Consider the following 24,483-nt stretch of genomic DNA (forward strand, 5'->3'; position numbering starts at 1 on the left):
GCCTCGGAGAGTCTGCGCCGCCCGCCCGCGACTACCGCCGCACGCGCGCCCGCACCCGGGTGACGCTGCTCAGCGTCGCGCGCACCGGCTGGCCGAGGTAGATGCCGAGCGAGGCGCCGACGGCCAACGCGATACCGATGGTCGCCGCCCCCGCGAGGGTGGTCACGCCGGTCATGAGCACGGTGGGGTCGTCGCCCGACTCGACCACGCCGAGCAGTCCGCGGAACACCGCGGCACCGGGCACGAGTGGCAGGATCGCCGCGGTCGTGATCGCGACCGACGGCACGTGCAGGCGGTAGGCGACCACGATGCCGGCGAAGCTGCCGACGAAGGCGCCCACGCCGCTCGCGGCCGCGACCTCGAAGCCGACCCCGGTCGCCGCGACGTACCCGGCCCAGGCGACGAGGCTGAGCGCCGCGCTGACCACGACGATGCGTGCGCCGGCGCCGTTGTACACCGCCACCGCGATGGCGATGACGGCGGCGCCCACGAACTGCAGGGCGACGGGTCCGAGCGGCAGAGCCGTCGACGGCGGCGACATGCCGAGACCGATGACGCGCACGGTCTCGAGACCGGCGAGGATTCCGAGTACCACGCCGAGCGTCTGCGTCGTCAGCTCGAGAATGCGGCCCGTGGCGGTGAGGGCGAAGCCGTCGATCGCGTCTTGGGCCGCGCCGACGACGGTGAGTCCCGCGAGCATCAGCACGATCCCGGATGCCACGATCACCGACGGTCTGATCGCCGCGGCCGCGTCGAGGCCCGTGTAACGCAGCAGGGGGGAGAGCGCCGCGACGACGGTGAGCACGAAGCCGCCCGCGATCTGGGCGAAGAAGTAGGGCACGCGGGCACGGGCCATGATGTGCTGCGTGGTCGCCGCGAGCGCCGCGGCGATGAACGACAGCACGAGGGCGAGCCAGTTCGCACCGAACATGATGGCGACGCCGGCCGCGAGCGAGGCTTGCGAGACGATGACGATCGCGGGGCGGTAGCGGAACGGCAGGCGCCGGATGGCGCGGCAGCGCGAGATGGCGTCGTCGAGGGCCAGGCCGTTCGCGATCTCCTCGACGAGGGCCTGCAGGCGCTGCAGCTTCGCGTGGTCGGGTACCGAGCCGCGCACGACGCGCAGCAGGGTCGTCGGATGGGTCGCCCCCGGCCGGCTGTGCGCGATGGTGATCGAGTTGTAGGTCACGTCGACGTGCACGGGGTCGAGTCCGTACGCCCCGCACACGCGCACGATCGTGAGCGTCACCTCGTTGGCGGGCGCGCCGACGACCAGCATCGTCTCGCCGATGCGGATCGCGAGATCGAGGATGCGCGTCGACAGCGCCTCGTCGATGACGGGCAGCAGGGTCGTGTCGGGCGACGACGACGCGTCGTCGGTGTGCACGAGACGGCGCAGCGACGACAGCCAGTGGCCGGGGGTGAGCGGCATCCGATCGCTCCAGGGGGGAGGGGGTGGAACCCGTCGATCCTATCCGCGGGCGGCTGGGCGCTCGCATGACAGTACGTGCATGACGGGGGCGGTATGCGCGCGCCTTTAGGATGATCCTCGGGCGCGACACCAGCGCCGGCGTCGTGGCATCCCGACGCACGACCCCTCCGGGAGTTCTCCTCATGGCTCTGATCGTCCAGAAGTACGGCGGCTCGTCCGTCGCCGACGCCGAGAGCATCAAGCGGGTCGCCAAGCGCATCGTCGACACGCGTCGCGCCGGCCACGAGGTCGTCGTCGCCGTCAGCGCCATGGGCGACACCACCGACGAGCTCCTCGACCTCGCCGGTCAGGTCGCGCCGATCCCCGCGCCGCGCGAGCTCGACATGCTGCTGTCCAGCGGAGAGCGCATCTCGATGGCGCTGCTGGCCATGGCCATCCACTCGATGGGCTTCGAGGCGCGTTCGTTCACCGGCAGCCAGGCGGGCATGATCACGGATGCCACGCACGGCGCGGCCCGCATCGTCGACGTCACGCCCATCCGACTCCGCGAGGCGCTCGACGAGGGCGCGATCGTCATCGTCGCCGGCTTCCAGGGATTCAACCGCGACACCCGCGACATCACCACGCTCGGTCGCGGCGGATCCGACACGACCGCCGTCGCGCTCGCCGCGGCGCTGAAGGCCGACGTCTGCGAGATCTACAGCGACGTCGACGGCATCTTCACCGCCGACCCGCGCGTCGTGCCTCTCGCGCGCAAGCTCGACCGCGTCGGCAGCGAAGAGATGCTCGAGCTCGCCGCCAACGGCGCGAAGGTCCTCTACATCCGCGCGGTCGAGTACGCGCGGCGCCACGGCGTGCTGATCCACGCCCGGTCCACGTTCAGCCCGAACGAGGGCACCTGGGTGCTCGACCCGTCGAAGAAGTACCCGCTCGTCCCCGAGGGAGCCACCATGGAAGAGCCCATCGTCGCCGGCGTCGCCACCGACCTCAGCCAGGCCAAGATCACCGTCATCGGCGTGCCCGACGTGCCCGGCAAGGCCGCCGACATCTTCAAGATCGTCGCCAAGTCCGGTGCCAACGTCGACATGATCGTGCAGAACGTCTCGGCGGCGGCGACCGGTCGCACCGACATCTCGTTCACGCTGCCCAAGACCGACGCCTCCGTCGCGCTCAAGGCCCTCGCGGGCGAGCAGTCCGAGGTCGGGTTCCAGAGCCTCGTGCACGACGATCAGATCGGCAAGCTCTCGGTCGTCGGCGCGGGCATGCGCACGCACTCGGGCGTCTCGGCGACGCTGTTCGAGGCGCTGAGCCTGGCGGGCGTCAACATCGAGATGATCTCGACCTCCGAGATCCGCATCTCGGTCGTGGTGCGCGGCGTCGACCTCGCCGAGGCCGCCCGCCTCGTGCACACCGCGTACGGTCTCGACGGCGACGCCGAGGCCACGGTCCACGCCGGCACCGGTCGCTGATCCGCCCGGCTCATCCGCGGCGGTCGACGCTCACGACGAGCGGATGCCGCTGGGTCGCGCCGAGATGAACATCGACGCGCGCAGCTCGAGCACGTGCTCGCGCGCGAGAGCCGCCGCGCGCTCGGCATCGCCGGCTTCGACGGCGGCGAGGATCGCAAGGTGCTCGTCGTTACTGCCGCGGAGGTACTCGATCGGGTACGGCACGAAGTAGCCGTAGAGCGCGTCGGCGGTCGTGCGGTGCGTCTCGAGGGCCCAGTCCTGGAGCGCCGCCGCGGCCATCGCGCGGTGGAACCGCACGTCTGCCTCGTGGAACTGCGACCAGTCGTCCGCGGCGGACGCGTCGGCGCTCGCCTGCCGAGCCGCATTCAGGTGGGCGATCGCGGTCGGGTCGTCGCGGTGCCAGGCCGCCTCGGCGGCGAGGGACGACTCGATCAGCGCGCGCTGGGCGATGAGGACCCGCACCGTCGGGGTCTCGCCGCGCAGTCGGACCACGGCCGGGTCGTTCGCCCAGCGCGAGATGTCGGCGTGGGCCGAGACGAACGTGCCGCCGTTGCGGCCGCGGCGCCGCTCGAGCAGTCCCTCCTCGGTCAGGGTCTCGAACACCCGGCGCACGGTCGCCGTGCTGACTCCGAACGCGTCCGCCGCGCGGTGATCCGAGGGCAGGTGGGCACCGGGCGGCAGCAGGCCCAGTTCGATCGCGAGGCACAGTCGGGCGCGGACGGCGTCGGATGCCGAGAGCGGGACGATCGACGAGAGTGCCGGGGCCGCGGCGGCATCGGCACTCTCCGTCGTCATCCGTCGATCATGTCATCCTGCGCGCGGGCGACGGCGATCGCGGCGGTGGGCGTGGCATCCGGTACCTGGATCTCCCCGATACGGCGTCGCCCGCCCCACGCCGCACCGACCACACCCGCGGCCACCGGGAGCAGAGCGAGCACGATCGACAGGGCGACGCTTCCTCCGGTCACCAGCGTGAAGTTCGACAGCACCAGCCAGAGGGAGAGCGCCAGGCCGATCACCGCGGCGATCGGGGCGACCACCGCGCGGCCGATGAGGGCGCGGCGCACCTGCGCATTGCGCGAGAAGAAGACCAGCACGGCCACCGAGGTGAGCAGCATGAGCAGCACCATGCCGACCGTGGCGACCCCGGCCATCGAGCCGAAGACGCCGACCAGGGGTTCGACGTCGAACAGCGCGAACGCACCCACGATGACCGCGGCGGTGATCGTCTGCACCATCGACGAGAACGCGGGCGATTCGTGGCGCCCGTGCACGACGCCGAGGCGCCGGGGGAGTGCGCCGCGACCGGCGAGGGTGAACTGGTAGCGCGCGATGATGTTGTGGAACGACAGCACGCAGGCGAACAGGCTCGTCACTAAAAGCACCTGCGTGATGTCCTGGAAGATCGGGCCGAGGTAGCGACCGGTGAGGTCCATCAGCATGTTCGCGTCGCCCGCCAGCGTCGCCTTCGCGAGAGCGACCGCGCCGTCGGCGCCCGCGCCCGTGATCAGCGCCCAGCACGACACGGCGTAGAAGACGCCGATGATGATGACGGCCAGGTAGGTGGCGCGGGGGATCGTGCGGGCGGGGTCGCGCGCCTCGTCGCGGAAGACGGCCGTCGCCTCGAACCCGATGAACCCGGTGAGCGCGAACAGCACCGAGATGGCGAGGCCGGGGCTGAAGACGTTCTCGGCCGAGAACGTCGACCACGCGATCCCCTCGGCGCCACCGGTCGAGAAGATGACGGCGTCGAGCACGACGACCACGGTGATCTCGGCGACCAGGGCGATCCCCAGCACGCGCGATGACAGTTCGATGTGTCGGTAGCCGAGCACGGCGACGAGGATCAGCGCGACGAAGGCGTAGACGCCCCAGTGCAGGGTCGGCCCCCCGAAGAACGTCACGAGATCTCCGAGCGCCCACCCGAGGAAGCCGTACACGCCGACCTGGATGGCGGTGTAGGCCACGAGGGCGACGAAGGCGGCGGCCAGTCCCGCGCGCGGGCCGAGCCCCGCCGAGGCGTACGAGAAGAACGCTCCGGCATCGCGGACGTAGGGCGTCATCGTGACGAAGCCGACGGCGAAGACGAGCAGCACGAGCGCGGCCAGCAGGAAGCCGACCGGGGCGCCGGCGCCGTTGCCCGAGCCGACCGCGATCGGCACGTTGCCGCCGATGACGGTGAGGGGAGCGGCGGCGGCGATCACCATGAAGACGATCGAGCCGGTGCCGAGTCGACCCGAGAGTCGCTTCACGCCGGGGGGTGTCGGGGGAGTGGGGGTCATGCGGGCGGCCTTTCGTTGCGGGTGACGGGGTCGGGCTGCCGGGGGGCGGTCTGCGGGGAGGGAGCGGAGGCGAGGTCGGGACGCCGGTCGCGCAGGTAGGGGTTCGCGGCGCGGGAGCGCTCGATCGCGGCGGGGTCGACCGTCGCGAGCAGCAGTTCGTCGCGGTCGGGGCCCGCGGCGGCCAGAACGACGCCGTCGGCACCCACGACGCTGCTGCGCCCGACGTAGCTCAGATCGCCCTCCGACCCGACGCGGTTGGCGTAGGCGATCGCGACCTGGCTCTCCCACGCGCGCACGCGGATGAGGTGCTCCGCGATGAAGGCGTAGGGCTCCATCTGCGCCGTCGGCACGAGGATCAGATCGGCGCCGGCCACGGCGAGGGCTCGGACGTTCTCGGGGAACTCCACGTCGTAGCAGATGAGCAGACCGAGGCGAAGGCCCCGCCAGGTGAGGAGGGGACCGAGCGTCTCGCCCGCGACGAAGAGCGAACGGTCGAGGTCGCCGAAGAGATGCGTCTTGTCGTACCGCGCGAGCACCGTGCCCTCGGCGTCGATCACGAGCACGGCGTTCGCGATGCCGTCGGGGCGGCGCAGGCCGGTGCCCACGACGAGGGCGATGCCGGCCCGGACGGCGACCTCGCGCAGGCGGTCGACGAGGTCATCGGTCACGACCTCGCCGAGTCGCGGACCGATGTTGTAGCCGGTCGCGAACATCTCGGGGGTGACCAGGATCTCGGCTCCGCCCTTCCGCGCCTCGCGTGCGGCCCGGGCGATGCGCTCGAGGTTGCGGGGCACGTCGCCGGGCTCTCCGCGGGCCTGCAGAACGGCGATCCGCACGGGGGAGGATCCGTCATAAGTGTTCATCGTGAACACAATATAGAGCGCGCTGTTTCCGCGGTGTAACGGGTTCGCAAAGAGCCGTCTGCGCCTGCCGGTAAGATCATCGAAATCCCGAACGCAAGGACACTCGCATGACCCGCATCTCCGATTCCGGAATCTCCCTCGCCGTCGTCGGCGCCACCGGCCAGGTCGGCACCGTCATGCTCGAGATCCTCGCCGAGCGCTCGTTCCCCATCCGCGAGCTGCGGCTGTTCGCCACCGCTCGCTCCGCCGGCACCTCGATCGACTTCGGCGGTCACTCCGTCGTCGTCGAAGACGTCGCCACGGCCGATCCCGCGGGGGTCGAGGTCGCCCTCTTCTCCGCCGGCGCCACCGGTTCGCGCGCCCACGCGCCGCGCTTCGCCGAGGCGGGCGCGCTCGTCATCGACAACTCCAGCGCCTGGCGCATGGACCCCGAGGTGCCGCTGGTCGTCAGCGAGGTCAACCCGCACGCGATCGACGAGGCCGTCAAGGGCATCGTCGCCAACCCCAACTGCACGACCATGGCCGCCATGCCGGTGCTGAAGGTGCTCGACACCGAGGCGGGCCTCGAGCGCCTCATCGTCAGCACCTACCAGGCCGTCTCGGGGTCCGGCCTCGCCGGTGCCCAGGAGCTCCTGGGCCAGGTCGAGGGAGTGCTCGCGCAGGGCGGTGTCGAGCGTCTCGTGCGCGACGGTTCGGCCCTCGACTTCCCCGCACCCGAGAAGTACGTCGCCCCGATCGCGTTCGACGTCATCCCCTTCGCGGGCAACCTGGTCGACGACGGCCTCAACGAGACCGACGAAGAGAAGAAGCTGCGCAACGAGAGCCGCAAGATCCTCGAGCTGCCCGAGCTGCGCGTCGCCGGCACCTGCGTGCGCGTCCCCGTCTTCACGGGTCACTCGCTCAGCATCAACGCCGAGTTCGCGCGCGACCTCTCGCCCGAGCGCGCCCGCGAGCTGCTCTCCGACGCCCCCGGCGTGCGCCTCGAAGAGGTGCCCACTCCGCTGCAGGCCGCCGGCACCGACCCCAGCTACGTCGGCCGCATCCGCGCCGACCAGTCCGCCCCCGAGGGCAAGGGCCTCGTACTGTTCATCAGCAACGACAACCTGCGCAAGGGCGCGGCGCTGAACGCGGTGCAGATCGCCGAGCTCGTCGCCCAGAAGCGTCTCGCGACCGCCTGAGGACACGGCATCCGGATGCCGGGTGTCAGGTGTCTCGACATCGAACCGACCGATCTCTCGATGTCGAGACACCTCACGGCCCGCACCTAGAATCGACGGGTGACTGAAAACGTCGATGTTCTCCTCATCGGTGGCGGCATCATGTCCGCCACTCTCGGCACGCTGCTCAAAGACCTCCAGCCCGATCTGAAGATCGCGGTGCTGGAGCGCCTCAGCGACGTCGCGCAGGAGAGCTCCAACGCCTGGAACAACGCCGGCACGGGCCACGCGGCGCTGTGCGAGCTCAACTACATGCCCGACAGCAAAGACGGAGCGCTCGACCCGTCGAAGGCCGTCGCGATCAACGAGCAGTTTCAGCAGAGCCGCCAGCTCTGGTCGACGCTCGTGGCCGAGGGCGTGCTCGACGAGCCGTCGACGTTCATCAACGCGACCCCGCACATGACCTTCGTGCGCGGCGAGAAAGACGTGGCGTACCTGCGTCGCCGCTACGAGGTGCTCAAGCAGCAGCCGCTGTTCGCCGGCATCGAGTACAGCGAGGACTCCCGCGTCATCAACCAGTGGGCTCCGCTGCTGATGCAGAAGCGTCGCAAGGGCGAGCCCTTCGCCGCCACCCGCGTGCCCGCCGGCACCGACGTCGACTTCGGCTCGCTCACGCGCCAGCTCTTCGCGAACCTGAGCGAGAAGGGCGTCGAGGTCGCCACCAACCACGACGTCAAGAAGCTCAAAAAGAAGAAGGACGGCACCTGGGAGGTCTCGTACCGCCACGTCATCGGCGGCACCCCGGGCTCCATCAACGCGAAGTTCGTCTTCGTGGGTGCAGGCGGATGGGCGCTGAAGCTGCTCCAGCGCTCGGGTATCCCCGAGATCAAGGGCTACGGCGTCTTCCCGATCGGCGGGCAGTGGTTGAAGACCTCGAACCCCGACATCGTCTCGAAGCACCGCGCCAAGGTCTACTCGCAGGCTTCGGTGGGCGCGCCTCCCATGTCGGTGCCGCACCTCGACACGCGTGTCGTCGACGGGGAGTCGGCTCTGCTGTTCGGACCGTTCGCGACCTTCAGCCCGAAGTTCCTCAAGAACGGCTCGATGCTCGACATCGTCACGCAGGTTCGTCCGCACAACATCGGACCCATGCTCAAGGTCGCCGTCGACAACCCGGGCCTCATCAAGTACCTCGTGAGCGAGCTGCTCAAGACGCACGCGAAGAAGGTCGACAGCCTCCGCGAGTTCATGCCCACCGCGAAGGACGACGACTGGGAGCTGCTCGACGCCGGTCAGCGCGCCCAGGTGATGAAGCGCGATAAGGACAAGGGCGGCGTCCTGCAGTTCGGCACCGAGGTCGTCACCTCGGCCGACCACTCCATCGCCGGTCTCCTCGGCGCCTCGCCGGGCGCCTCGACGGCCGTGTCGATCATGCTCGGCCTGATCAAGACGTGCTTCCCCGAGCGCATGGCCGCGTGGGAGCCGCGTCTGCGCGAGCTCATCCCCAGCTACGGGGAGTCGCTGAACACGCGACCCGACGTCGCCCGTCGAGAGCTGGACGCCACGGCGCAGGCCCTCTCGATCAACCCCTGAGGCGCTCGTGGCGAAGCTGTACTTCCGCTACGGGGCGATGAACTCCGGCAAGTCGACGGCCCTGCTCCAAGCGGCGTACAACTACGAGGAGCGCGGTCAGCGCGTGCTGCTGGCCAAGCCCGAGATCGACACCAAGGGCGCCGACCAGATCGACAGCCGACTCGGTGTGAAGCGTTCGGTCGACTTCCTCGTGGCGCCCGCCGACGACCTGCGCGAGGTGTTCCATGCTGCGGCGGGGCACGCGCCCGTCGCGTGCCTGCTCGTCGATGAGGCGCAGTTCTTCACCCCGGCGCAGGTCGACGACCTGCTGCGCATCGCGGTGCTCGACGGCATCCCCGTGCTCGCGTACGGCATCCGCACCGATTTCCGCACCGAGGCCTTCCCGGGATCGGCCCGTTTGATGGAGATCGCCCACAGCCTCGAAGAGCTCAAGACCATCTGCCGCTGCGGCCGCAAGGCGATCTTCAACGCGCGTCTCGTCGGCGGAAGGTTCGTCTTCGATGGCGACCAGGTCGCGATCGACGAGGGGCAGATCGCGGGCGAAGTCACCTACGAGTCGATGTGCGCGGCCTGCTACCTGCGCGAGTCGGGCGGGCGGCTCGACGGCCGCTGAGGGCCGCCGCGAGCGTGAGCGTGACGATCGGCGTCGGCGTCGACCGATAGCCTGGAGGCATGCGCGTACTCCTGGCCGGCGGTGCCGGTTACATCGGAACCCACACGGCCGTCGCCCTGCTCGAAGCCGGTCATGACGTCGTCCTGCTCGACGACCTGTCGGGGACGCACGCCGTCGCCGCCGAGCGGGTCGAGAAGATCACCGGCAAGCCCGCGCCGCTGATCATCGGCGACGCCGCCGACGAAGCCGTCGTCGCCTCCGCCTTCGACGACCACGGACCGATCGACGCGATCATCCACCTCGCCGCGTTCAAGGCCGTGGGCGAGTCGACGCAGAAGCCCCTCGAGTACTACTCCAACAACCTCGACACCACGTTCGCTCTGCTGCGGGTCGGTATCGCCCGCGGCATCCGGAGCTTCGTCTTCTCGAGCACCGGCACGGTGTACTCCGACCCGGCCGACCTGCCCTTCACCGAGGAGTCGACCACGAGCGTCGACCTCTCGAACGCCTACAGCAAGTCCAAGCGCATGAACGAAGTCGTGCTCGCCGACGTCGCGCGGGTGAACCCCGATCTCAACGTGACGGTGCTGCGCTATTTCAACCCGGTCGGCGCGCACCCGTCGGGTCTCATCGGCGAAGACCCCGCCGGCATCCCCAACAACCTCATGCCGTACGTCTCGCGCGTGGCGATCGGCTCGCTCGACGAGATCGGCGTCTTCGGCTCCGACTACGACACCCCCGACGGCACGGGTCTGCGCGACTACATCCACGTCGTCGACCTCGCCGAGGGTCACGTCGCCGCTCTCGAGCAGGCGCAGCCGGGTCACGCGGTGTTCAACCTCGGCACCGGTCGTCCGGTCAGCGTGCTCGAGCTCATCGCCTCGTTCGAGAAGGCCGTGGGGCACGAACTGCCCAAGAAGATCCTCGACCGCCGCCCGGGGGATGTCGCCGCGACCTACTGCGACCCCACCAAGGCCGGCGAGGTGCTCGGCTGGCGCACGCGACTCGAGATCGACGACGCGTGCCGCGACTACTGGAACTGGCAGACGACGAACCCCGAGGGGTACCGCACGGCCGCCGACGCCTGAACCCCCTGTCGCCGCGCGGACACGCGCGTAGGGTGATGTGGTCGGGCCACACCGTGAGGTCCGCGCAGACGGAGGATGCCATGCCGAACAGCGCTCCACGCGCCTGGCAGGTGGTGCTCGAGCGGATCGAGGGCGACCTCCGCGAGGGCCGGCTCGCCCCCGGCGATCGATTGACGCCCGAACGCGAGCTCGCGACCCAGCTGGGCGTCGGGCGATCGAGCGTGCGCGAAGCGGTACGCGTGCTCGAGGTGCTCGGCGTGGTGCGCACCGCGACGGGATCCGGTCCGACGGCGGGCGCGATGATCGTCACGACCCCGCGCGGGGGCCTCGCCGCCTTCCTGCGCCTGCAGGTCGCCGCCAACGGCTTCCCGCTGGGCGACGTGGTGCGCACGCGCATCGTGCTCGAGTGCGACGTCGCCGAACGCCTCGCCGGCGCGGAGGCCGACCTCACCGACACCGTGGAGGTGCTCGACGCGATGGATGCCGACGCCCTGGCATCCGATGAGTTCCTCGCTCTCGACGCGCGGTTCCATCAGGCCCTCGCCGAGGCGTCGGGCAACGCCGTCGTCTCGGCCATGATGGCCGGACTCCGCAGCTCGATCGAGGCCTACACGCGAGCCGGGGCCTTGCGGCTCGACGACTGGGCGAGCACCGCGCAGCGGCTGCGGCGCGAGCATCGGCGGATCGTCGACGCCGTCGAACGCGGAGACGCCGCCGAGGCGCGGGACTGCATCCGCCGGCACATCGCCGACTACTACACCGAGGTGGCGCAGGCTCTGAGCCCGTCCGACCCCGCCGACGCCGCCGTCGCCGACGCGGCGCGTGTCGCCGTGACCGCCGACAGGTCGTCTACGCCCGTCTGAGCCGTCGACGGGCGTCGCACCCGTCTTGATAAGGAGAACCGTGTCCGATCGCCCCGCGCGCCCGCCGCGTCCGCAGCACGTGCTGTCCGTCGTCTCCCGTGAGCGGCTGAGCCCGCACCTCGTGCGCATCCGTGCGCGCGGTACCGACCTCACCGCGTTCCGCGAGAGCCCGCACACGGACGCCTACGTCAAGATCACCTTCGCCAAGCCCGAGTTGGGTCTCGAGCCGCCGTACGACCTGGCGGCGCTGCGCGAGACGCTGGCCCCCGATGACCTCCCCGTCACGCGCACGTACACGGTGCGGGCGGTCGACGGCGACGAGCTCACGATCGACTTCGTCGTGCACGGCGACGAGGGACTCGCCGGCCCCTGGGCCGCCCGCGCCGAGCCGGGGGAGCGCCTGGTCGTCTCGTCGCCCGGCGGGGGATACGCCCCCGACTCGACAGCGGACTGGCACCTCCTGGCCGGCGACGAGTCGGCCCTGCCGGCGATCGGGGCGGCGCTGGAGGCTCTGGCTCCGGATGCCGTGGGGGCGGCGTTCCTCGAGGTGCAGAGCCCCGACGAGCAGGTGACCCTGCGGGCGCCCGAGGGCATCGCCCTCACCTGGGTGCACCGGGGAGACGCCCCCGCCGGCGCGACGCCGGTGCTCGCGGAGGCCGTTTCGCAGTGGCATCCGCTCCCCGGACGCGGGCAGGTGTTCGCCCACGGGGAGCGCGAGGCGATGAAGGCCCTGCGCGACATCGTGTTCGGGCAGTGGCAGCTCGAGCGGTCGCAGGTGTCGTTGTCGGGGTACTGGGCCTACGGGCGCACCGAAGACCGGTTCCAGGCCGAGAAGCGCGAGCCCATCGGTCAGATCCTCTGACGGGCGAACGCCGCCCGCGCTCGAGCGCGGGTCGGCGTCAGCGCGCGCGGATGGCCCGGCCCTCGGGGCTCAGCTCTCGGCGCGCTCGGGCAGCGTGGGGACGAGCTCGTCGAGGAACGCTGCGGTGTCCTCCCAGCCGTGCACGGCCTGGCACTCGACGCCCATGGCGAGCACGGGGTAGTCGTTGCCGTCGGGGTCGAGGCGGTCGCCGACGAACAGCATGTCGTCGAGAGAGATGCCGGTCGCCTCCGCGAGCTTGCCCATGCCGTAGGCCTTGTCGATCCCGCGGTGGGTGATGTCGACCGAGGTCGACCCGCCCGAGCGCACCTCGAGGTCGGGAATGCGGGCGGCGACGGCCTCGCGCAGGCTGTTCTTCTTCTCGCCCGTGGGGTCCCACGCCATCTTCGCCTCGAGCGGCGCCGACTGGCCGAGAGCCGAGAACGTGATCTGCGAGCCGCGGTCCTCGAGGATGTCGCCCCAGGGCTCGGCCTCCCACAGACCCAGGCGCTCGGCCTCTTCGCGCACTGCGGAGAGGGCGCGCTGCTTCTCGTCGTCGGTGAGCGAGTGGGCGTACACCGTCTCGATGCCCTCGGCGTTCAGGCGGTAGTACTGCGTGCCGCAGGTCGGCATGAGGTGGAAGTGCGACAGGAGCGCGGCGTCGGCCTGCGGCAGACGCTCGACCACCTGGGTGCGGAACTGCTGCAACTGGCCTCCGGAGATGATCGCCACCTCGACGCGGGCCGCGAGGGCGAGCAGGAGCTCGCCGATGCGGGGGTCGATCTGCGACTTCGACGGGGCGAGGGTGTCGTCGAGATCGAACGCGACGAGGCGGGGCGTGGTGTCGGGCACGGGTGCTCCTGGCATCAGGTGGTCGTTGCGCGCACGCCTACAGATGCGGCGCGGGGTCGTGTCGATTCTAGGCGGGAGGCCGCGGATCTCCCGACGGCCCCTCAGGCGAGGCTGCGGGTGACGAGGCGGCGTCCCCCACGGGAAGGCGTTCCGCCGCGGGTGGTTCGATCCCGAAGTGCTCCACGGCGTCGGCTGCAGACAGGAGACGCAGCCGAACGATCCCGGGGAAGCATGAGAGTCCTCTCATGAATGACGGAAAGCGAAAAGAACTTCATAACGAACGTTCAGGTTGTCGTAGGGTAGGCGCGACGCTGAGAGGTGGGTGGGGGCCCGATCGCGGTTCCCGTCCTGCTCGCCGTGCGTCTTCCGACGAGACACGTGAGAGAGACGATGACACGAAACATGAAGCGCTTGGGGTGGGCCGGTGCGTCCGCCGCTCTGGCGCTCACCGCCTCCGGACTCCTGGCCCCGGCTGTCGCCTTCGCCGGTGAGGCGGAGTCCACCGCCCCGACCTCGGGACCCCAGTTCGATTCCACGGCGAAGAAGCTGATGACCGAGAACGACCAGGTCGAGGGCGTCGCGAAAGACGGCTCCGGCAACGTCGTGATCTTCACCTCGACCGACGAGGCCGAGCTCGAGGGCACCGCCAAGGCCTTCGTCGACTCCACCTCGAACGTCGTGGTCAAGAACATCGGCAAGATCTCGGCCCTGGCCGCCACCGACGTCGTCGGCGGTGCGGGCTACGTCTCGCCCATCGACGACACCTCGGGCGCCCTGTGCTCGGTCGGCTTCAGCGGGTGGACCCCCGAGGGCGACCCCGCCGTCATCACCGCCGGCCACTGCAACGCCGACGGCACGCTCACGCAGAGCTTCCTCACCGTCCCCTCCCGCGACGAGGCCGCCGGCGGCACCCAGCCCGCGATCGGTGCTCCGCTCGGAACCCTCGGCTTCTCGCAGTTCGGCGGCCCGGGCAACAGCGAGGGCGCGAACGGAAACGCCTCGTCGGTCGACATCGCGACCATCGACGTGACCAACGTCACGCTCGATCTGCTCCCCGAGATCACCGACTGGTCGACGCCGAGCGATCTGTCGAAGTCGACCACCGACGTGCGCGCGGTGGGCAAGGCCCAGCTCGACAAGCCGGCGTCCAAGTCGGGTCGCACGACGGGGCTCACCAGCGGCACCGTCACGGCCGAGGGCTGGGTGCAGGTGGAAGAAGAGGCGGGCGATGCCCGTTGGGTCTACGGATTCGCGGTCGAGGGTGCCCCCGGCACCGTCCTCAGCGGTGACTCCGGCGGCTCGGTGTTCCAGGGCTCGACCGCCGTGGGCGTCGTCTCGGGTGGAGACCCCACGGGTGCCTTCCTCTGGGCCGCCGACCTCCAGGCCGGACTCGAGCGCACCGGTGGTTACACCGTGGCGCTGAAGATCGACGCTCCCGTTCTCACGACCCCCGCCGACGGCGGATCGGTCGCCGTGGGCGGCACGATCTCGGGCACCGCGCCCGCCGGTTCGACCGTGAAGGTCACCCCCGCCGCGGGCGACGCCTTCGAGGCGACCACCGACGGTTCCGGCAACTGGAGCTTCCCCGCCCCCGACAAGCTGGGCGACTACGACTTCTCGCTGCAGGCCGTCAACGGCTACAACACCTCGGCCAAGGTCGACGCCTCGGTCGTCGTCAAGGCCGAGGCCCCGGTCATCGTCTCGCCCGTCGACGGCTCGATCGTCGAGAACGAGCTCACCGCCATCTCGGGCACCGGCCTCGCCGGCGCCACGGTGACGCTGAGCGGCGACGCCACCGGCACCGCGAAGGTTTCGGCCAGCGGACAGTGGTCGGTCAAGACCGACCTCGGCATCGGCACCTACTCCGTCACCGCCGTTCAGGCGCGTGACGGGCAGACCTCCGCCGAGGCCACCTCGTCGTTCACGGTCGCTCCGTCGGCTCCGACCATCTCGGGCATCCAGGACGGCGCCACCTACAGCGGCGCGGCTGTTCCCACCTCGGTCTCGGGCACCGGTGTCGCCGGTGCGAAGGTCGTCGTGACGATCAACGACGCCAAGGTCGGCGAGACCACTGTCGACGAAGACGGCACCTGGTCGATCGTGCTGCCCGCCGCCCTCGGTGAGGGCTCTTACGCGGTCGTCGCGACCCAGACCGTCGAGGGTGTCTCCAGCACCGCGACGGTCAGCTTCGCCGTCGCAGCCGTTCCGGCGCCGTCGCCCTCCCCGAGCGGCACCCCCGCTCCGGGCGGCAACGGCAACGGTGGATCCGGCAACGGTGGCGCGGGCAACGGCGGTAACGGTGGCGGCCTCGCCGTGACCGGTATGGGCGACGTGGCTCCCTTCGCATGGGGTGCTGCGGCACTCCTGCTCGCGGGCTTCGGTGCCCTCGGCTTCCGCAAGGTGCGCCGCTCGGCCCGCTGAGGTTGATGAGCCAGCGCCCCCGGCGCCTTCCCGTTTCGGAAGGCGTCGGGGGCGCTTTCGTTGTCGCGACCGCGGGTCGGTGCGCGCGACGCGGGGGACGGCGCCGACTCGTCGCGCGATTACGATGAGCTGACGTGCCCGACGGAGCCCGCGAAGGATGCAACGGATGAGAACCCGACGCGCAGCGTGGGCGACCACGATCGTTCTCGTCGTGGCGGCCGTGGTCGTCGCCGCCTTCGTCCTCACGTTCGCAGTGCAGCGGGTGAGTTCGTCGTCGCATCTCGTCCTCGAGAACCCGACGCTCATCTTCTCCGACCCGGGGGCGGTGTCGTTCGCCGTGTCGGGGGCGAGCGCGAGCGTGACGTGGAGCGTGGCCGACGAGGGTGGTCACGAGGTGGTCTCCGGCACCGCCGAGCCCGACGACGGATCCCTCACCATCGACGTCGCGCAGCGGGTGCCGACCGGCTACTACACGGTGACCCTCTCCTCGCCGTCCGATGGAGACGTCACCGCCGCGTTCGGGGTCACCGGCCCCGCCCCCGCGGACGATCGCTACTACAGCGTGCAGACCCTGAGCGCGCACCCGAACAGCGTCTACAGCGTCAACATGGACCGTCTGATCCCGATGCTGAAGGGACTGGGCTTCTCGTCGCGACGCGACTCGGTGTACTGGAGCCAGTTCGAGCTGTCGGCCGGCGAATACTCGACCCCGCCGTCGATCCAGCGCACGCTCGACGAGGATGATCAGAACGACATGTCGCTCGTCTGGACGGCCGGCAGCGGCAATCCCCTGTACGACGGGGGCCGCCTCCCGTCGTCGCCCGAGGCGATCCGCGCGTACGCGAAGTACATCGACGCATTCCTCACCGCGCACCCCCACGTCACCACCGTCGAGATGCTCAACGAGTTCAACGGCACGAACAACAGCGCCTGCGGCGCGACGGCGGCGTGCTATCTCGACATCGCGAAGGTCGTCTATCCGTTCGTGAAGTCGCGGCATCCGGATGTCGTCATCGTCGCGGGGGGACTCGCGGGTGTCAGCCTCGATTGGTGGCGCGACTTCTTCTCGGCGGGGGGAGTCGCCTACGGCGACGCCTTCTCGTACCACCCCTACGGGCTCACGCCGCAGCGCCTGGGCGAGGTCGCCGACGAGATCACGCGGTTGATCAAGAAGAACAATCGAGGTGTCGGCAAGCCGCTGTACATGACGGAAGTCGGGTGGTCGATCTCCACCGAGCAGAAGGGCAACCCCGCGAAGGTCGGGACCGAGGAACAGCAGGCCGACCGGCTCGTCTACAGTTTCATCGCGCCGCAGGCGAGCCCGCAGATCGCTCTCGTCAACTGGTACCAGGCGCTCGATTACGGCCCGACCGAGACGGAGTACAACTTCGGCCTGTTCCGTCAGGCGACGGACAACGTCAAGGGGTTCCAGCCGAAGAAGGCCGCGGTCGCGTTCTACGTCCTGCGGTCACAACTCGACGGCTTCCACTACGTGCGCACGGACACGCTCGCCGGCGACGTGCAGTCGTACGTGTTCTCGAACGACAAGGGGGTCACCACGCGGGTGATGTGGCGCACGACCCGGTCGTCGGCGGACACCTCGACGACGTCGGTGACGCTCCCGGCGACGGGCAAGGCGTACCTGACGGTCACGAGCGTCGACGGGGCGCGCCTGGCCGCGGTCACCGGTACCGCGGCGTCTTCGACGCAGGAGGTCTCGACGTCGCCGATCTTCGTGACCACGAGCGATTCGCCGCCTCCGGCCCGGTGACCCGCGAGCCGACGGAGCGGCGCATCCATCCGCCGGACAGGAAGAAGGCCCCCCGCGATCCCGCGGAGGGCCTTCTGTGTTGTGGTCGGGGTGACAGGATTTGAACCTGCGGCCTCGTCGTCCCGAACGACGCGCGCTACCAAGCTGCGCCACACCCCGTTGCAACTTGAAAAGTCTACCCTGTCGAAGCGGATGCTCCGAACCACGGCAGGACCCGGGCGCGTCATGATCGAGGCCGTTCGTGCGCGATCAGGTGCGCGGAGTGCCTCTTCTCCGCGCGATGCCCCACGCGGCGATCCCCATCGCCAGGACGACGGCCGCGATCCCGCCGGTTCCTCCGATCGCCGCCGCCGACATCCCGGTCGCGGCGAGGGCGGCCGAAGTCGACGCGGGCGGACTCGACGTCACGGGCGGCGGTGTGCTCGCCGCGGGGGTCGGGTCGACCCGCACCGGGGGAGGATCCCCCCACTGCGTCGTCTGCGAGGGGGAGGCGAACCTCTCGACGAAGACGAAGCCGGGAGAGAGGTGCTCCATGGTCTCGGCATCCTGGGCGCCGCGATCGATGCGCCAGACGGCGGTGTACACGCCGGGGCCGGGAAGGGTGTCGCTCTGCACCCGGTAGACGCCGCCTCCCGTGGCCGGATCGGTGCGGAGCTCGAGGTGCGCGACGGGGTCCAGCCCCGCGGGGATCTCGTCGGATTCGGCCAGGAACGAGCTGGTCGCGAACACGTCGGCCGTGGCCGAGATGACGACGAACGAGCCGTCCTCGAGACGCGGCCACGGCTCGTCGCTCTCGACGGCGACCTCGTCGACGAATCGTCCGTCCTGCAGGTGCGCCGAGGTGGAGATGTGCGGCGCGAAGCGCACGGGGCGCGTGGTGGCGTCTTCGGCGGTCAGCTCGAAGGTCGTGGGGCGTGCGGGCCCGGCTGATTGCTGCTGATCGGGGGTGGTGTACGAACGGATCGCGGCGGTCTCGACGGTGAACGTCCCCGTCGCGCGGACCGCATAGGGTCGTCCGTCGTTCGCGGCGGGAACCGGGGCGGAGATCGGGTAGACGATGCCTCCCACGACCCCCGATCGCTCCGCGGCGCCCGTGTCGGCGAACACGGCGTTCTCGAGCCGCAGCGTGCCCGACGCCGTGGGGTCGACGTCGGCGGTCACCGTGCCGCGCGTGGGGTCGTCTGCCTGCGTGGTGAGGGTCAGCGTTCCGCCGACGCGCGGGACCGCCAACGCCTCGGCCTCAGCGAGGTAGGTCAGAGCGAGGTTCTGGACCGAGACGTTGTTCTCGGGGCTGGCCCGCCGCATGATGTGGTCGATGGCGCCGCGCAGATCGTCGCCGGTGTAGCCCCACGAATGCAGGGTGGTGTCGCGGTCGACGATCGCCTTGACCGCCCAGCCGACACTCGCCGCCTGCACCGGGTCGTCGGTCTGACCGTAGGTGCCGACGAGGTGGTTGATCGAGACCAGCTGCTGGGGGCTGAGGCCGTTCACGTCGGAGGATTCGCCGTGGTCGGTCGTGTCACCGGTCGCCACCGGAAGCCCCGGGTGGATGCAGTACGTGTGCACGTCGCCGACGCGCATCGATCCGTGCCAACCCGTGGACGACAACGGCGCCCAGGTGCCGAAACCGGTGCCCTGGTCGGCGGCGTGCGCGGCGGGCGCGAAGCCGACGGCGCCGAGAAGTACGGCGACGGCGGCGGCGAACGCCGCCCGACGGCGCCGTGACGGAGGTGGTGAGTGCTGCATGCGAGTCCCTTCGATTGGAAGAGACTCGATCTTGCGTGAGGGGCGATCGCCGCCGATGCGAGAACGGACCGATCCGTGGAGGGATCGGTCCGTTCTGGTGCTGTGCAGAAGCGGTCAGCGAGGCAGCAGCGTCAGCAGCGTGGCTTCCGGCCGGCACGCGAAGCGCACGGGGGCGTAGATGGAGTGTCCGAGACCCGCGCTGACGTTCAACGGCACCGTTCGCCCGTCGTGCGTCCACTCGCTCAGACCGCGCGCCTGGTCGAGGGGCAGGTCGCAGTTCGACACCAGCGCCTTGCTGCTGAAGGGGATGCGCACCTGTCCGCCGTGGGTGTGCCCGGCCAGAAGCACGTCGGCGCCGAACGAGGTGAAGGCGTCGAGGGTGCGCCGGTAGGGGGCGTGCATCACACCGAGGGTGAGGTCGCCGGCATCCAGTCTCGAGACGACCGGGGGGATGAGCTCGGGCCGATCCCAGTTGCGGTGCGCGTCGTTCACGCCGAAGGCCGTGATCCGCGTGCCCTTCACCTCGAGCGAGACGGCCGTGTCGTCGAGGACCTTCCACCCGAGGTCGGCGGTGAAGAACCGATCGAGGGCATCGATGTCGAGGTGCTTGTGAGCCGGAACGTGCCCGGACGGTCCGAGGAAGTAGCGCAGCGGATTGCGCGGCGCGGGTTCCTGGTAGTCGTTCGAGCCGTGCACGACGAGTCCGGGGACGCCGCGCAGGGAGGCGAAGGCGGTCCGGATGCCGGTGAGCCCATCGCGATGACCGAGATTGTCTCCCGTGTTCACGACGAGGTCGGGCGAAAGGTCGGCCAGGCGCGCCATCCACTCCTGCTTGCGGTGCTGCCAGGGCGCCATGTGCGCGTCGGAAACGTGCAGGACGCGGATCCGTTCCGCGCCCTTCGGAAGCACGCGCAGGGCGTGGTAGCGCACCGTGAACAGGTAGCGCTCGACGCCCATGCCCCAGACGGCCGCCCCGACAGCGGCCGCCCCCGCGACCCCGAGGGGCGCGAGGGCGGCGACGCGGGAGGCGCGGCTCACGGGCAGTCCTTCGCGCTGACGTTCAGCACGACCGGGGTGTCCTTGTTGGCCGCGGTGCCGCCGGCGGGGTTGCTGGCGGTGACTTGGCCGCCATCGGGGGCCTTGTCGCTCTTCTTGCAGTCGCCGATCGAGAAGTTGGTGAAACCGGCGTTCTTGAGATCGTTCTGCGCGGCGTTGATGCTGCGGCCGACCACGTCGGGCACGGTGCCACCCTTGCCGTTGCCGGGGCTCAGGGTGATCTGCGAACCGGCGGGGGCGGAGCCGCCACCGGGGTTCTGCGCGGCCACGCGGTCGCCGCCGAGCTCGGAATCGATCGGGTCTCCGACCGTCACGCGGAAGCCGGCGTTCTGCAACGTCGAGGTCGCGCTGTCGATGCTCTGGCCGACCACGTTCGGGAGGTCGCGCTGCTGCGTGCGCAGCAGGTTGCTCGCGGGGTCGGGGAAGCGGTCGCCGCCGTAGACGTCGTCGGCCGCGCGCTGCACGTCACGTGCCAGTCGGTAGCGCATGTCGCTGAGCTGCAGGCCGTTGGCGAACTTCTGGAAGAGGCTGACGGTGCCGCCGTCCCAGTTGCCGACCCAGACCGCGGTCGTGACGTTGGTCGACGACTCGATCATCCAGGTCTCGTGGGCCTCGTGCGTACCGGTCTTACCGAGCACGGGGGTGCCGTCGCCGGGGTTGGCCTGCGAACCCGTTCCGCCACCCTGCATGACGCCCTGGAGGGCGTACGCGGCGGTCGCCGCGATCTCGGGTGTCAGTGCGGTCTCGCACTGCTGGTCGGGGATGGGGCGCTCGGAGCCGTCGGCCGCGGTCACCTTGTCGATGACCTTCGCGGGGCAGCGCGTGCCGCCGTTGGCGACCGTCGAGAAGGCGCCGGCCATGGCGATCGGCGAGATGTTGTCGCTACCGATGACCTCGTTGGCGTTCGCCATCAAGATCTCCTTGCCGTCGCCCGTCTTCACGCCCATCTTCTTCACGACGTTGGCGATGTCGCAGAGGTCGAGCTCGGCGGCCATGGCGAGGTAGCCCGTGTTCAGCGAGTCGCGCGTGAACATCATCGGCGTTCCCACGTAGCCGCGGCTCTCGTTGAAGTTGTTGATCGTGTACTTCGTGGTGTTGACCCACGGACCCTGGCACGAGTTCTTCATGTTGGGGACGGGCTGCAGGCGACCGTTCAGCGTCTCGTTGAGCGAGTGCCCCTTCTCGAGCCAGTCGATGAGGGTGAACAGCTTGAACGTCGATCCGGCGCTGAAACCGATCGATCCGCCGTTGTCGGAATCGCCGGCGAAGACGATCGAGCTGTACGAGGGGTCGGAGTCGGCGAGGGTCGGGTCCTGCGTGAACTTCGTGTTCTGCGCGAGGGCGAGCAGGCGACCGGTCTTGGCCTCGAGGCTGACGGCGGTGGCACCGAACTTCAGGTTGTCGTAGCGGGCCGGGTCGAGGTTGGTCGGCGCGTTCTCGCTCATGGTCTCTTGAGCGGCGTTCTGCACGTTCCAGTCGAGGGTCGTCTGGATCGTCAGACCGTCCTGACGCAGCGCGTTGACGCGGTCGTCGGTTCCCTCGCCGAACGCGGGGGAGTTCAGGATCGTCGAGACCACGTACTGGCAGAAGTACGGGGCGGCCGAGGCGGCGCAGCCCTGGGTCGTCGGGGTGATCGCCGGGGTGATCGGCTCGATCGCGAACGACACGTACTGCTCGTGGGTGATCTTGCCGTCGGCCTCCATGCGGCTCAGCACGTAGAGCTGGCGGCCCTTGGTCTCGCTGTAGCCGTCGGCGGCGGCGACCAGCTGGTCCTGCGTGATCTCGCCGTTGTCGCGCAGCGTGTACAGCGCCTGGATTGTGCCCTGGTCGACATCGTCGATCGAGCCGTCGGGAGCCTTGTTGTAGGCGGTCTCGCCGTCGCTGATGCTGCCGGTGGGCAGATCGATGCGGAAGCGGTTGGGGTTCTGCACCATGCCGGCGAGGATCGCGGACTGTCCGACGGTCAGGTTCGCGGCGGGGGTGTTGAAGTAGTACCGCGCGGCGGCGTCGATGCCGTACGTGGTTCCGCCGAAGTTGGCGATGTTGAGGTACCCGAGGAGGATCTGATCCTTCGTGTACTCCTTCTCGAGCTGCACCGCGTAGCGCATCTCCTGCAGCTTGCGCTGGTAGCCCGCGGCACCGTCCGACTGGATGGCCTCGAGCGCGCACGCCTGCAGAACTTCGTCGCGGCTCTTGGCTTCGACCGCCGGGGTGCTGTCCGTCGCCTCCACGGCGGGGATCGCACGGGCGTCGCGCTCGCAACGCTGCACGAGCACGTTCTTGACGTACTGCTGGCTGATCGAGGATCCACCCTGCGTCTCGCCGCCCGAGGCGTTGCTGAGCAGTGCACGGGTCGTACCGATGAGGTCGACACCACCGTGCTGGTAGTAGCGGGGGTCCTCGGAGGAGAGGATCGCGTCGTACATGACCGGGTTGACTTGGTCGAAGGTGACCGGGGAGCGGTTCTGGTCGTAGAACTTGGCCAGGACCTGGTCGCCGGCCATCAGCGTCGTCGGCTGCATCAGCTCGTCGGGCTGCAGGTAGCTCGGCATGTTGTCGAAGATCGTGATGGCGCTGGAGGCCGCCGCGCCGGAAACGGCGATGGCGGGCGTCACGGCAGCGGTGACGAGGAGTCCGGCGACCGCGCTCAGGCCGACGAGGCCGACGATGCCGCCGAGGGCACCGCTAGCCGTTCGTTTGTTCTCGGGCATAGGCTTGAGGATAAGCGACGTTGCTGGGCGATGCCTCGAAGGTGAGCCCTGCGCGCGTACGCGTCCGCCCCCGCGCGCAGATGCTGCGCGCTCCGAGCAACCTCCGGGAGCCCGAGATGATCACGTGGGAGTACCTCACCACGCCGCTGCTGATCCACAACACCGCCGCGATCCTCAACAACTGGGGCAAGCAGGGCTGGGAGCTCGTGCAGGTGGTGACCGGCCCCGAGGGTGGACTCGTCGCCTACCTCAAGCGCCCGACGGGCGGAGGCGCAGCGAACGCGGGTCTCGGTGCCGCCGAGACCGCCGCCAAGCAGTTCGAGGGGCAGCAGTGACCGTCTCGGAGCGTCTGGCCGCTCTGGGCGTCGAGGTGCCCGCGGTCGTGCCGCCCGTGGCGTCGTACATCCCGGCGAAGCGCCACGGCGACCTCGTCTACACCTCGGGCCAGCTTCCGATGGTGCAGGGTGCACTCCCCGCCACCGGCAAGGTCGGCGAGACCGACGGGCTCGTCAGCCCCGCGGATGCCAAGACCTACGCCCGTCAGTGCGCGCTGAACGCCATCGCGGCGGCCGCCGCGCTCGTGGGAGGCGTCGACAACCTCACCGGTGTGCTGAAGTTGACCGGCTTCGTGGCATCCGTCCCCGAATTCACCGGGCAGCCCGGCGTCATCAACGGTGCGAGCGAGTTCCTCGGCGAAGTCTTCGGCGAGGCCGGGGCGCACGCGCGCTCCGCGGTGGGAGTGCCGGTGCTCCCGCTCGACAGCCCCGTCGAGGTCGAGGTGGTCTTCTCGGTCGCGTGAGCGGAATTCCGGATGCCGACTCCTCGGCATCCGGATCGAAGGGGGCGTCCCGCGTGTCGGGGCGCCCCCTTCGTCGTGCCGCCGGTCGCCGGTCACGGCGGATTCTGAAGTGGCGGGGAGGATCATTCGTGCTCATGACCACCTCCGTCGTGCCGGGCGCGTCGTCCGCCGCCGCCTCGAACCCCTTCCTGGCCCCCGCCGCCCACCCGCGTCGGCTGGTGCTCACCGCCGTGGCGACCGTGCTCGTGCTCGTCGCTGTCGGCTTCCTCCTGCGGCTCGTGCCGCTCGACGTCGGGCTCTCCCGTGTCGTGCACCGCTCGCACCTCGGTGCCCTCGGTGCGATCGCGGAGGGGTTCTATCGTGCGGTCAAACCGGTCTCGGCGGCGGGGATCATGGTCGTGGCGACGGCGGTCGTCGGCTTCGCCACGCGTCGGTGGCAGGCGGCCCTCGCGTTCGTCGGGACGATCGCGCTCACCTGGGGCTCGGCCGAAGCGATCAAGCTCGTCGTCGAGCGGCCTCGCCCCGGCCTGTCGGAGCAGGTGGTGAACGCCGTCGGGACGACGGCCGACCCGTCGTTCCCGAGCGGCCACGTCGCGTTCGTCGCCGCTTTCGCCGCGGCGCTGATCTGCGTGTCGTGGGCGACCCGCTGGCGCGCCCTGGCGATCGGAGTGGGCGTCGTGCTGGTCGCGGCGATGATGCTGTCGGTGGTGTACATCGGCGTGCACTACGTCGGCGACGCGGTGGCATCCGTCATCTGGGTGGCGGGCATCTTCCCGGCCGTGCGCGCCCTCCTGGCGTTCGTCGTCGCACGGGCGCAGGAAGTGGTCGACGCCCGACGCCGGTGAGCCGGACCCTCCCCGTGCGCGGCATGAGGTTCGATAGCATCGGGCCGAGCCAATAACCGGGGG

The 24,483-nt window shown here is 70.1% G+C and carries 20 protein-coding genes and 1 tRNA gene; 12 read left to right on the top strand and 9 right to left on the bottom strand.

The window, feature by feature from the left end; genetic code table 11:
- Positions 1-31: 31 nt before the first annotated feature.
- Positions 32-1,432: a threonine/serine exporter ThrE family protein gene (locus FS769_RS09970; protein ID WP_144832962.1), complete on the bottom strand. Its 1,401-nt coding sequence runs from the start codon at positions 1,430-1,432 to the stop codon at positions 32-34.
- Positions 1,433-1,614: 182 nt separating this feature from the next.
- Here FS769_RS09970 and FS769_RS09975 point away from each other — a divergent pair, with 182 nt between their 5' ends.
- Positions 1,615-2,901, top strand: coding sequence for an aspartate kinase (locus FS769_RS09975; protein WP_144832964.1), 1,287 nt, complete (start codon positions 1,615-1,617; stop codon positions 2,899-2,901).
- Between the two features lie 30 nt (positions 2,902-2,931).
- On the opposite strand, the gene FS769_RS09980 is transcribed toward FS769_RS09975, so the two are convergent.
- From FS769_RS09980 to FS769_RS09990, 3 genes are read right to left on the bottom strand one after another with little or no spacing between them, the layout of a single operon-like run.
- The gene (locus tag FS769_RS09980; protein ID WP_144832966.1) at positions 2,932-3,696 is read right to left on the bottom strand and encodes a FadR/GntR family transcriptional regulator; all 765 of its coding nucleotides are present in this window, start codon (positions 3,694-3,696) and stop codon (positions 2,932-2,934) included.
- Positions 3,693-5,183, bottom strand: a complete 1,491-nt coding sequence (locus FS769_RS09985; RefSeq protein ID WP_144832968.1) for an APC family permease — start codon at positions 5,181-5,183, stop codon at positions 3,693-3,695. The genes FS769_RS09980 and FS769_RS09985 overlap by 4 nt, the downstream gene beginning before the upstream one ends.
- Positions 5,180-6,046 (bottom strand): carbon-nitrogen hydrolase family protein, encoded by an 867-nt coding sequence (locus tag FS769_RS09990; RefSeq protein ID WP_222123923.1) that lies wholly within the window; start codon positions 6,044-6,046, stop codon positions 5,180-5,182. The genes FS769_RS09985 and FS769_RS09990 overlap by 4 nt, the downstream gene beginning before the upstream one ends.
- Positions 6,047-6,153: 107 nt before the next feature.
- On the opposite strand from FS769_RS09990, the gene FS769_RS09995 reads away from it, so the two are divergent.
- The 6 genes from FS769_RS09995 to FS769_RS10020 all read left to right on the top strand — a co-directional run bounded on the left by FS769_RS09995 (position 6,154) and on the right by FS769_RS10020 (position 12,222).
- Positions 6,154-7,224: an aspartate-semialdehyde dehydrogenase gene (locus FS769_RS09995; protein WP_144832970.1), complete on the top strand. Its 1,071-nt coding sequence runs from the start codon at positions 6,154-6,156 to the stop codon at positions 7,222-7,224.
- A gap of 99 nt (positions 7,225-7,323) precedes the next feature.
- A complete protein-coding gene (locus FS769_RS10000) occupies positions 7,324-8,796 on the top strand; it encodes a malate:quinone oxidoreductase (protein WP_144832972.1) in 1,473 nt (490 codons plus the stop codon).
- Positions 8,797-8,803: 7 nt separating this feature from the next.
- Positions 8,804-9,409 carry a thymidine kinase gene (locus FS769_RS10005; protein WP_144832974.1) on the top strand — a complete coding sequence of 202 codons (606 nt, stop codon included), beginning with the start codon at positions 8,804-8,806 and terminating at the stop codon, positions 9,407-9,409.
- 59 nt (positions 9,410-9,468) lie between these two features.
- Positions 9,469-10,497 carry a UDP-glucose 4-epimerase GalE gene (gene galE, locus FS769_RS10010; RefSeq protein WP_144832975.1) on the top strand — a complete coding sequence of 343 codons (1,029 nt, stop codon included), beginning with the start codon at positions 9,469-9,471 and terminating at the stop codon, positions 10,495-10,497.
- An 80-nt stretch (positions 10,498-10,577) separates the two neighbouring features.
- On the top strand, positions 10,578-11,360 hold the full coding sequence (locus tag FS769_RS10015) for a FadR/GntR family transcriptional regulator (protein ID WP_144832977.1): 783 nt from the start codon (positions 10,578-10,580) through the stop codon (positions 11,358-11,360).
- Between the two features lie 40 nt (positions 11,361-11,400).
- Positions 11,401-12,222 carry a siderophore-interacting protein gene (locus FS769_RS10020; RefSeq protein ID WP_144832979.1) on the top strand — a complete coding sequence of 274 codons (822 nt, stop codon included), beginning with the start codon at positions 11,401-11,403 and terminating at the stop codon, positions 12,220-12,222.
- A gap of 69 nt (positions 12,223-12,291) precedes the next feature.
- Here FS769_RS10020 and FS769_RS10025 read toward each other — a convergent pair whose 3' ends face one another.
- The gene (locus FS769_RS10025) at positions 12,292-13,086 is read right to left on the bottom strand and encodes an HAD-IIB family hydrolase (protein WP_144832981.1); all 795 of its coding nucleotides are present in this window, start codon (positions 13,084-13,086) and stop codon (positions 12,292-12,294) included.
- Between the two features lie 375 nt (positions 13,087-13,461).
- On the opposite strand from FS769_RS10025, the gene FS769_RS10030 reads away from it, so the two are divergent.
- Both FS769_RS10030 and FS769_RS10035 read left to right on the top strand, forming a co-directional pair.
- Positions 13,462-15,492, top strand: a complete 2,031-nt coding sequence (locus FS769_RS10030) for an Ig-like domain-containing protein (RefSeq protein WP_144832983.1) — start codon at positions 13,462-13,464, stop codon at positions 15,490-15,492.
- A gap of 166 nt (positions 15,493-15,658) precedes the next feature.
- The gene (locus FS769_RS10035) at positions 15,659-17,263 is read left to right on the top strand and encodes a hypothetical protein (protein WP_144832985.1); all 1,605 of its coding nucleotides are present in this window, start codon (positions 15,659-15,661) and stop codon (positions 17,261-17,263) included.
- An 82-nt stretch (positions 17,264-17,345) separates the two neighbouring features.
- Here FS769_RS10035 and FS769_RS10040 read toward each other — a convergent pair.
- The 4 genes from FS769_RS10040 to FS769_RS10055 form a co-directional block, all read right to left on the bottom strand.
- Positions 17,346-17,422 (bottom strand) — tRNA-Pro (locus FS769_RS10040).
- A 90-nt stretch (positions 17,423-17,512) separates the two neighbouring features.
- The gene (locus tag FS769_RS10045; protein WP_144832987.1) at positions 17,513-19,009 is read right to left on the bottom strand and encodes a hypothetical protein; all 1,497 of its coding nucleotides are present in this window, start codon (positions 19,007-19,009) and stop codon (positions 17,513-17,515) included.
- Positions 19,010-19,123: 114 nt separating this feature from the next.
- Entirely contained in the window at positions 19,124-20,047 is a 924-nt protein-coding gene (locus tag FS769_RS10050) for a metallophosphoesterase (protein WP_222123924.1), read from the bottom strand.
- Positions 20,044-22,776: a transglycosylase domain-containing protein gene (locus FS769_RS10055; protein ID WP_144832989.1), complete on the bottom strand. Its 2,733-nt coding sequence runs from the start codon at positions 22,774-22,776 to the stop codon at positions 20,044-20,046. The genes FS769_RS10050 and FS769_RS10055 overlap by 4 nt, the downstream gene beginning before the upstream one ends.
- Before the next feature lie 116 nt (positions 22,777-22,892).
- Between FS769_RS10055 and FS769_RS10060 the strand changes: the two genes are divergently transcribed.
- From FS769_RS10060 to FS769_RS10070, 3 genes are all read left to right on the top strand, one after another.
- Positions 22,893-23,111, top strand: a complete 219-nt coding sequence (locus FS769_RS10060; RefSeq protein WP_144833146.1) for a hypothetical protein — start codon at positions 22,893-22,895, stop codon at positions 23,109-23,111.
- Positions 23,108-23,575 (top strand): RidA family protein, encoded by a 468-nt coding sequence (locus FS769_RS10065; protein WP_144832991.1) that lies wholly within the window; start codon positions 23,108-23,110, stop codon positions 23,573-23,575. The genes FS769_RS10060 and FS769_RS10065 overlap by 4 nt, the downstream gene beginning before the upstream one ends.
- A 134-nt stretch (positions 23,576-23,709) precedes the next feature.
- Positions 23,710-24,420: a phosphatase PAP2 family protein gene (locus tag FS769_RS10070; protein WP_144832993.1), complete on the top strand. Its 711-nt coding sequence runs from the start codon at positions 23,710-23,712 to the stop codon at positions 24,418-24,420.
- Positions 24,421-24,483 lie beyond the last annotated feature (63 nt).

It is taken from the genome of Microbacterium sp. BH-3-3-3 (assembly GCF_007679045.1).
Lineage (GTDB): Bacteria > Actinomycetota > Actinomycetes > Actinomycetales > Microbacteriaceae > Microbacterium > Microbacterium algihabitans.

Excerpts from the sequence above, each read along its gene's own strand:
- FS769_RS09970 (WP_144832962.1), bottom strand. The coding sequence starts at position 1,432 with ATGCCGCTCACCCCCGGCCACTGGCTGTCGTCGCTGCGCCGTCTCGTG.
- FS769_RS09975 (WP_144832964.1), top strand. The coding sequence starts at position 1,615 with ATGGCTCTGATCGTCCAGAAGTACGGCGGCTCGTCCGTCGCCGACGCC.
- FS769_RS09980 (WP_144832966.1), bottom strand. The coding sequence starts at position 3,696 with ATGACGACGGAGAGTGCCGATGCCGCCGCGGCCCCGGCACTCTCGTCG.
- FS769_RS09985 (WP_144832968.1), bottom strand. The coding sequence starts at position 5,183 with ATGACCCCCACTCCCCCGACACCCCCCGGCGTGAAGCGACTCTCGGGT.
- FS769_RS09990 (WP_222123923.1), bottom strand. The coding sequence starts at position 6,046 with ATGAACACTTATGACGGATCCTCCCCCGTGCGGATCGCCGTTCTGCAG.
- FS769_RS09995 (WP_144832970.1), top strand. The coding sequence starts at position 6,154 with ATGACCCGCATCTCCGATTCCGGAATCTCCCTCGCCGTCGTCGGCGCC.
- galE (WP_144832975.1), top strand. The coding sequence starts at position 9,469 with ATGCGCGTACTCCTGGCCGGCGGTGCCGGTTACATCGGAACCCACACG.
- FS769_RS10015 (WP_144832977.1), top strand. The coding sequence starts at position 10,578 with ATGCCGAACAGCGCTCCACGCGCCTGGCAGGTGGTGCTCGAGCGGATC.
- FS769_RS10025 (WP_144832981.1), bottom strand. The coding sequence starts at position 13,086 with ATGCCAGGAGCACCCGTGCCCGACACCACGCCCCGCCTCGTCGCGTTC.
- FS769_RS10030 (WP_144832983.1), top strand. The coding sequence starts at position 13,462 with ATGACACGAAACATGAAGCGCTTGGGGTGGGCCGGTGCGTCCGCCGCT.
- FS769_RS10035 (WP_144832985.1), top strand. The coding sequence starts at position 15,659 with ATGAGAACCCGACGCGCAGCGTGGGCGACCACGATCGTTCTCGTCGTG.
- FS769_RS10045 (WP_144832987.1), bottom strand. The coding sequence starts at position 19,009 with ATGCAGCACTCACCACCTCCGTCACGGCGCCGTCGGGCGGCGTTCGCC.
- FS769_RS10055 (WP_144832989.1), bottom strand. The coding sequence starts at position 22,776 with ATGCCCGAGAACAAACGAACGGCTAGCGGTGCCCTCGGCGGCATCGTC.
- FS769_RS10060 (WP_144833146.1), top strand. The coding sequence starts at position 22,893 with ATGATCACGTGGGAGTACCTCACCACGCCGCTGCTGATCCACAACACC.
- FS769_RS10070 (WP_144832993.1), top strand. The coding sequence starts at position 23,710 with ATGACCACCTCCGTCGTGCCGGGCGCGTCGTCCGCCGCCGCCTCGAAC.